The organism is uncultured Slackia sp., assembly GCF_944321625.1.
GTDB lineage: Bacteria > Actinomycetota > Coriobacteriia > Coriobacteriales > Eggerthellaceae > Slackia.
Window position 1 is genome coordinate 1 of sequence record NZ_CALUMA010000109.1, and the last position, 7,626, is coordinate 7,626.

Genomic DNA, 7,626 nt, shown 5'->3' on the forward strand with positions numbered 1-7,626 from the left:
ATAGGGGCTCCAGCGCGATGGTAGGTGCGTATCCCGCCGGCCCCATCAGGCGCGGAAGGTCGGGATGCGCCATGGAATCGAAGCGCGCGGGGCAGAAGCACGCCTCGCACCAGCTATCCACGTAGCGGTGCCACACGCCGTCGGCGCCACATTCTACCCCTGCGCGCATATCCTCGTCCCAATCGATGGCGAATTCGTTCAGATAATGGATGGACCCCAGCAAAAACGTTGCAGAGCCGCGCGTGGCGGCGATGTCTGCCTCGCAACCTGGATACCAGTCGGCTTCGAATCCGTGCACTATCTTTAACTGGGGAAACTCCTCGCGCATGTGGCGGATTTCCGCCGCGTACTCGTCGAGACGCGACTCGTCGATCGCGCAATCCATGAACGCGGGGTGCGCCAGGTGGTCGGTGCATGCGATAGTCGCGAGGCCGGCGGATGCGGCGGCGCGCATGTTCTGCCTAAACGTCGCCTTTCCATCTGAGAACAGCGTATGGGTATGGCAGTCGACAAGCTGGGGCATAAGCGTTCCTTCGCGATAAGGGTACAGTCGGGGCGCGGTGGGCAGGCGGCCCTCTGCCGACGATTGCAGGTGCATCCGCCCCCTTTGCGCCGCAGGCGTTGATGTCTAGCGACAGTGGCTGATGTGTCGAGCTTTTTGCCGCGCACTAATTTCATTCCATAATATCCCTGTCGTTATCTTTGCCGCTCGTCAAACGCTAGAAGTGACGCGCATTTTACAGGATGCGGGCGTGTGCGCCATAAATCTCATTTTGTGCGCTGTTCGAGCATCGACAAAGGCGAAAAACGCCACGGATCGCAGTTTGTGCTTTGCGCCATGTAGCTTGAGGCTGCGAATCGGAGTCTTTACACCAAAGGGCGTGCTTGTGTCGGACCCATTTGCGTCAGGCATGGATGCTTATCGGGCTCATTTGCGTCGCGCAAGCACGGTCACCGCATATTTCTGCGCTGGAAAGTCCGAAATATGCTTCATGCGCTTCGTTCTTGGGAGGATTCCGACTATTCATAGAGTTAATACTTTGCAAGCACAGCGCACAAAATGGAATTCGTGGCGTTTTGGGCTTGCATCCATGTCGAATGCTATCATCAACTGCGTTACGCATGAACAAGCTGGAGGGCGAAGAGCCAGGAGGAGCGCGATGGTAGGAGAAACCAGGATTAGGGTCCGCTACGCCGAGACCGACAAGATGGGCGTGGTGTACCACGCGAACTATCTGCTGTATTTTGAGGAGGCGCGCACGGAATTTCTCGAAAAGCTCGGCTTTCCTTACGCCAAGCTCGAGGAGGCGGGGTATATGAGCCCTGTTCTCGACGTGCATCTTTCGTATGGCGAGTCGCTTACGTACGGGGATGTTGCCATCGTGCGCACGAAGGTGGTCAAGGTCACGCCCGTGAAAACGACCTATGCGTACGAAGTGTACAAAGAGGGGCAGACGCCGGGTGAGGATAAGCCCTGCGTGGCCGGTATGTCGGAGCATTGCCTGGTGCGCGCGAGCGATTTCAGGCCGGTAAGCCAGAAGAAAGTGGCGCCCGATCTATACGAGGCGTACAAAAGCGCCTGCGAACCGACGGAATAAGAAAGGCCCGGTAAAGTATGAAAGGCCCGACAACAGTCGGGCCTTTCCTTGCCAATGGCGCTAAGGGGAGGGAGTGCGCCGGGCAAACTGGGATGTTCTGGTGCCTAGCGTGCTATGCGAGTTCAGTTCCCGTGGCGACTGCTTCGCCGATGAGCGCGCCAAGCGTCAGGCAGCGACCATGGCTCAGGCCAGGAGCGCAGATGGGGTAGTCGTTGGCAAAGAAATTGCCCATGACATTGCCTACAGCATATAAGCCGCCCAGGGGCTGGTTTTCGGCGTTAAGCACGCGCATTTGACTATCAACGTTGAGCCCCGAGGCGACAACAAGGATTTTGGCAGTCAGTTGCGATGCATAGAACGGTGCTTGTTTGATGGGCTGCAGGTCTGCTGCATCCTTTCCGAAGTCCTCGTCGACACCCAAATCGACAAGCTCATTGTAGCGATTGACTGTTGCCACGAGATCATCCGCAGGAACTCCGATAGCCTCAGCGAGCGCTTCGATTGAATCTGCTTCAGTGGTGGTGCCTTCTTCAAGGCAGATGTCTACCACCTCAGAAGGAGTGCCAGGATTGGCAGGGTCCATTGTTCCATCGCTGAAGAATTTCGTGAGGGGTCCCGCCGTATTGTTGTTGTAATTGCTTAGTGGCGACATCTTGGTCATTTGCTCTTCGAAATCGGAATCGAAGATAGCCCACACTTTGCCACTATTGGTCATATACATGTTGGAGATGCCGGGCAGCGAGGTGTTCTCGTTACAGAAGCGCTGTCCATCGGCGTTGACTTTCATATAAGATGCTGCACTCATGGCTCCGCCACCAAAAATGGGGTGCACCATGGCGGCGTGATCGCTCTTTTGGATTGTGCCGCCTGCCCACAGCGCCATGTTGATGCCATCTCCGGTATTCGCGTCAACTTCGGGGTAGACGCTTCCCTCGGCGTTCTGGATGAGTGGGCACCATTCGGCGACCATATCAGGGTTGTTATGGTAGTCGCCCGTGGCAAGGATGACGCCCTTTGCTGCGTTGAACTTGATATAGGAGTCTTCACTTGAAGCGATAACTCCCACTACTGCCCCTGAGTCATCGGTGATGAGTTGTTCTGCCTTCGTATTGTAGCGAGATTCTCCGCCCGCCTCTTGACCGGCTTTTTCCATGCGACCAATCAGGTTCATAGATCCTTCAACGACCGCGCCAAACATATGATCAGTGGGATATGTTCTAGTGGCAAAGTCTTCTGCATCGGCGGATGCAGAAGATCCGCTTCCCAGCGTGACCTCTCCACCATCGGCAACGGTCATGTCAATGAGGCGGTCGAACACTTCACCGGAGTGGTCGGCCCAGAGTTTGATGAGCTTGCCGTTCGCCTTATATCCCGAAGCTTTTACGAGGTCGTTGACGAGCTGCCCCTTATTGATTGTAATGCCCGCTTCCTTTTGGACTTTCGTGCCGATCGCCGCGAAGTCGAGGCCGCGCCCGTGATAGCTGTCAAGTTTCTCGATGATGACGGTCTTGGCGCCTGCTTCTGCGGCGTACATAAAGGCGGCCATGCCTGCCATACCCGCGCCGACAACCACGACATCGACATCAACGGTTTCGGAAATCTGATCGTCAGAGATGGGATCAGGGGCGATTTCCCAGCTGTGTGCCGTTTGGGTGCTGTCGGATGCGGTTGAACTCACCTGATCTGATTTGCCGGTGGAGGGCGATGAGCACCCCATGAGCGATATTGTTCCCGCTGCGGCTCCTGTTGCCAATGCGCCCTTGAGGAAGCTGCGCCTGTCGATTGCCTTAGCCATAATTTCCTCCTTGCGTCGAGTGCAACGACTTATGTCGTCTGGCTGAATGATGTGTTGGAAGCCGCGTGCGGCGCATCGATAGAAGTGTGTAAAACTAAATGATGGGCATCGATAGAAAGTAATGATTTTTGCAAAACCCCTGATAGCGATTGAAGGAATTTGATTTTAGGCATGCTTGATACGGGTTCAATAAAATCGATTGGGTATTATATGCAGGGGAGGGTAGAAGATGGGTGATTCTGTAAGAATAAATCCGTGGCAGATTGCGGGCATGGCATTTTGCTTTGCCTGGGTATTCCTCGCTCATCCTCCGGTGGATGCGAATGCAGGCATTCAGATTGGCCCTCAGTCGCCTATCGCATCTCTGATTCGGTTTGCTACAGTTGGAGTCGTGTTCTATATCGCATATCCGCTGCTTGGGAATTGCTTATTCGACAGGAATCGGCAAACAATAAGCTCATCGGCATTCCTTGCGATGAGATTAATTGGATATAGCATTGGCCTCATATCTCTGTCGGGGGCTGAACCTGATATTCTCTTACTGTTCGTCGGTAACCTTTTGACTGGTGGAGGCGTTGCGGGATTTCTCATTCTGTGGGGATTAATCCTTGCAAATCAAGATGAGGAACAGGGGGAGATGTCGTTTGCGTTTACCTTCATCGCCGGCGGCATTTTCATGGCGATTTTGGGATTGGTCCCAGATTCTGTTCTAGACGTATCGCTTTTCTTTCTTCCGGTCCTCGAATTCGTTTGCTTTCTTTCGCTCAGAGAGAAGCAAGTTAGCTTCGAAGACAACAAGACGAAGCAAGAGGGATTTTCTTTCTCTAACAGCACAGAGGAAGGTCGAGAATTCATCCTGGTAATGGCTCGAACGTTCCTGTCCATCTCATTGGTGAGCTTCGTTTGGGAGATGTTCTCCGCATCCGCGCAAGGAGTCGAGTTTGCAAAGCTTTCATTGTTCGGTATTGGGCTCATTGCTGCGGCGGTCGTCATCTTCCTATTTACTCGGTATTCTTCGAGTGTTGGATTCGTTGCCACCGCTCGCTGGGTGCTTCCCATTATGGCGATTGGATTGTTCTTTGCGGCATGGGGAGGCATGCCGTCACTTGCGATTGCGTGCCTGCTGCTCGCTGCTGCCCATTCTTCTTTCGAAACGATTCTGCGCATGCAGATTATAGATTTTGCGCGAAAGCACGAATTCGGTCACGTTTACATAGTTGGGTGGGGATTCGCGGCGATTGCGCTAGGCAGTTTCGTGGGGCCAGCGTTCTTCCATATTTTGTTTCCTGGTGGAAGTGGGGTAGGCAGGATGCATATCGTTGGCATCCTCACTTTCATGGTCGTGATTAGCGCATTCCTGTTTACGGGCCAAATGCCTTCTCGTGGTGAAGAGGAAAAATCTGATGACGTATCGTCTCGCTGCATGAGGATGGCGGAGCGATTCGGTCTTTCTGCTCGCGAAACTGAAGTGCTGGGGTATCTGCTTGAGGGGAGAAGCCATCCCTATATTCGCGATGAGTTGTTTATCTCAAAAAGTACCGTGGATACGCATGTGAGGCACATCTATGCAAAGGTCGGGGTGAATTCAAAGCAGGAACTCATTGATGCTTCTAAAGAATGAGGATGCCGCTTGATGAGCACGTATGTCTGCATTATTGCCAGGTTGCGGGTTTCGATCTTACGCTGATTGCGCGATTTCGCGCTGCTGCGTGGCAGATATTTCGAGTTACGAACTTTGTGTACAGCGAGATTCGCAAAAAACGCCATTATTTTCGAGTTACGAACTCAATTTCGCCTTTGTCACACTTGGTTTGGGATGAATTCTTGAACGATGCTTCTGGATTGAGATTTGTCTTTCTACCTAATCGACGTTTCCGCAGGTGAAGAGTCTTTGTTTTGCAACTTCATCTTTCCAATGAACCGAGGAAGATGAAATGGACTGTGCGTGGAGTTCGCAACTCGAAAATAATGGCGTTTTTCCTATTTGGCGATGTACATGGGAATCGGCAAGGGGTAATCCCTGCGCTTTTCGTAGGCTGCGTGTCCTTTGCGACGCGGAAAGGACACGCAGCGCATTCTGGGGGAGACAAACGTTGTGTAATGGGGTCTGATGCTGTGTTGTCGGGTCCATCGTGCAACGCTTGAAGTGCGCGCTTGTACATAAGCGGGGGGGGGTGCATTCATCCTTCGCTTATGTGAATCGATCGAACCGGCGCAGAACGCCTTGAGTAATCGTGGGCATTCTGGGCTCTTGCGCTATCGCAAGAACATCCTGATGGCTTTGTCTTTCCAGTCGGCGAAGGGCTGGTAGCGCATGGGCATGTCGAGCCAGTTGGCCTTCTTGAGGATGGACTTCGTGTGGCTGAAGGTCTCGAAGCTCCTCTTGCCATGGTAGCTGCCCATGCCGGAATTGCCTACGCCGCCGAAGCCCATGTTGGGCGTGGATAGGTGCACGATCGTGTCGTTGATGCAGCCGCCGCCGAAGGGCACATGGCGAAGGAAGCGCTCCTGCAGTGCTGAGTTATTGGTGAACAGGTACAGCGCGAGCGGCTTGGGGCGTTCCTTGATGAAAGACTCGGCCTCCTCGACAGTCTTGTACGTGATGATGGGCATCACGGGGCCGAAGATCTCTTCGCCCATCACGGCGTCGTCGGCGGTCACGCCATCCATTACGGTAGGCTCGATGCGCAGCTCGTCTTCGCGCCCGACGCCGCCCGCCACCACTTTGGCAGGGTCGATGAGGCCCATGATGCGGTCGTAGTGCTTATGGTTGATGATTTTGCCGTAATCGGCGTTGTCGAGCGGCTTCTCGCTGAACATCGCGGTGATCTGCTCCTTGACCAGCTCGACGAATCGGTCGTGCACCTTCTCGTCCACCAGAATGTAGTCGGGCGCCACACAGGTCTGGCCGCAGTTGAGGTATTTGCCAAACACCACGCGCGCGGCGGCGACCTTCAGGTTCGCATCGGCGGCGATGACGCAGGGGCTTTTGCCGCCGAGCTCCAGCGTGGTGGGCGTAAGGTTGGCCGACGCCTTCTCCATGACAAGACGACCCACCGTGACGCCGCCGGTGAAGAAGATGTAATCGAATCGCTGGTCAAGCAGGGCCGTGTTCTCGGCGCGCCCGCCCTCGACCACCTTCACATGGCCCTCGTCGAATGCGGCTTCGACGATGCGGCGCATGACGGCGCTTGTGGCGGGGGAGTATGCGCTGGGCTTGAGCACGCAGCAGTTGCCTGCGGCGATGGCCCCGGCGAGCGGCTCCATCGTGAGCATGAAGGGGTAGTTCCAGGGACTCATGATAAGCGTCACGCCATAGGGCTCGGCCACGGTGAAGCCGTGCGAGGGGAAGTTAGCGAGCCCCACCCATGCGCCGTGGCGCTTCGCCCAGCCGCGTACGTGCTTGATCTGATGGCGCAGCTCGGCAAGCGTGAGGCCTACTTCGCACATGTAACTTTCGGTTGCGGATTTGCCCAGGTCTTCCTTAAGAGCGGCGTTGATTTCGTCCTCATGGTCGAGGATGGCGCGCTCCAAGCGGCGCAGCGCCGAGACGCGGGCCTCGACGGGAATAGTGGCGCCGGTGGCGAAGTACGCGCGCTGCTCAGCAACGATTTGTTCGATATCGGTCATGGCGGTCCTTTCGGAATGATGTTGTGTTCCGACGCGGTGGTTCCGGCGATGGGACTGGGATGATGGACAAGGGGAAGGGTTCAGGTCCGGGCGCATGGGAGGGCTGCTAGGAATCACTCGGCTTTCTCACTTATTCTTTTTAGTGGCTGGAAAGCCTAGTGAGGCGCATAGCCCTCGAAGAGGGCGGTAGCCGAACGCGTGTTCCTTGCTGCCCTCCCATGCGCCCGGACCGGCGGGGTCACTACGCCGTCACGAGGCGGTACATTTTCTCGAGCTCGTGGGCGTCCATCAGCTTGGGCACGGGGTAGAGCGGGTTGCTCTCCGCATCGGCGCGCGCGGCCATCATGGGGATGTCTTTCTCGCGGATGCCCTCGAGCTTGGTGGGGATGTTCATGCTTTTATTCATCTGCTTCACCCAATCGATAAATGCGCGGGCGCAGGTCGCGTCATCGGCGCTGGCGGCAGCATCTCCCAGCATTTCCTCAGCGACGCCGCTCTCGCGTGCGAGGCGAGCGAGCTTGGCCTGGGCCGCCTCGCCATATTCCTCCAGGAAATACGGCAGCAGCACCGCGTTGGCCAGGCCGTGCGCGATCCCGTATTGGC

The 7,626-nt window shown here is 55.6% G+C and carries 6 protein-coding genes; 2 read left to right on the forward strand and 4 right to left on the reverse strand.

The features are described 5' to 3' along the window. On the reverse strand, positions 1–523 hold a 523-nt coding region (locus Q0J60_RS09335), incomplete at its 3' end, for a PHP domain-containing protein (protein ID WP_294440875.1). Between the two features lie 637 nt (positions 524–1,160). On the opposite strand from Q0J60_RS09335, the gene Q0J60_RS09340 reads away from it, so the two are divergent. Continuing rightward, positions 1,161–1,598: a thioesterase family protein gene (locus Q0J60_RS09340; protein WP_294440876.1), complete on the forward strand. Its 438-nt coding sequence runs from the start codon at positions 1,161–1,163 to the stop codon at positions 1,596–1,598. Positions 1,599–1,710: 112 nt separating this feature from the next. On the opposite strand, the gene Q0J60_RS09345 is transcribed toward Q0J60_RS09340, so the two are convergent. Next, a complete protein-coding gene (locus tag Q0J60_RS09345) occupies positions 1,711–3,393 on the reverse strand; it encodes an FAD-binding protein (RefSeq protein ID WP_294440879.1) in 1,683 nt (560 codons plus the stop codon). A 229-nt stretch (positions 3,394–3,622) separates the two neighbouring features. Between Q0J60_RS09345 and Q0J60_RS09350 the strand changes: the two genes are divergently transcribed. After that, a complete protein-coding gene (locus tag Q0J60_RS09350; protein ID WP_294440882.1) occupies positions 3,623–5,014 on the forward strand; it encodes a helix-turn-helix transcriptional regulator in 1,392 nt (463 codons plus the stop codon). A gap of 635 nt (positions 5,015–5,649) precedes the next feature. Here the strand turns inward: Q0J60_RS09350 and Q0J60_RS09355 are convergent. Then, complete coding sequence (locus Q0J60_RS09355; protein WP_294440884.1) at positions 5,650–7,023, reverse strand: aldehyde dehydrogenase; 1,374 nt, start codon at positions 7,021–7,023, stop codon at positions 5,650–5,652. A 241-nt stretch (positions 7,024–7,264) separates the two neighbouring features. Further along, the coding region (locus Q0J60_RS09360) for an iron-containing alcohol dehydrogenase (protein ID WP_294440887.1) at positions 7,265–7,626 on the reverse strand (362 nt) is incomplete at its 5' end.

Coding starts and splice junctions, on each gene's coding strand:
- Q0J60_RS09340 (WP_294440876.1), top strand. CDS start 1,161: ATGGTAGGAGAAACCAGGATTAGGGTCCGCTACGCCGAGACCGACAAG.
- Q0J60_RS09345 (WP_294440879.1), bottom strand. CDS start 3,393: ATGGCTAAGGCAATCGACAGGCGCAGCTTCCTCAAGGGCGCATTGGCA.
- Q0J60_RS09350 (WP_294440882.1), top strand. CDS start 3,623: ATGGGTGATTCTGTAAGAATAAATCCGTGGCAGATTGCGGGCATGGCA.
- Q0J60_RS09355 (WP_294440884.1), bottom strand. CDS start 7,023: ATGACCGATATCGAACAAATCGTTGCTGAGCAGCGCGCGTACTTCGCC.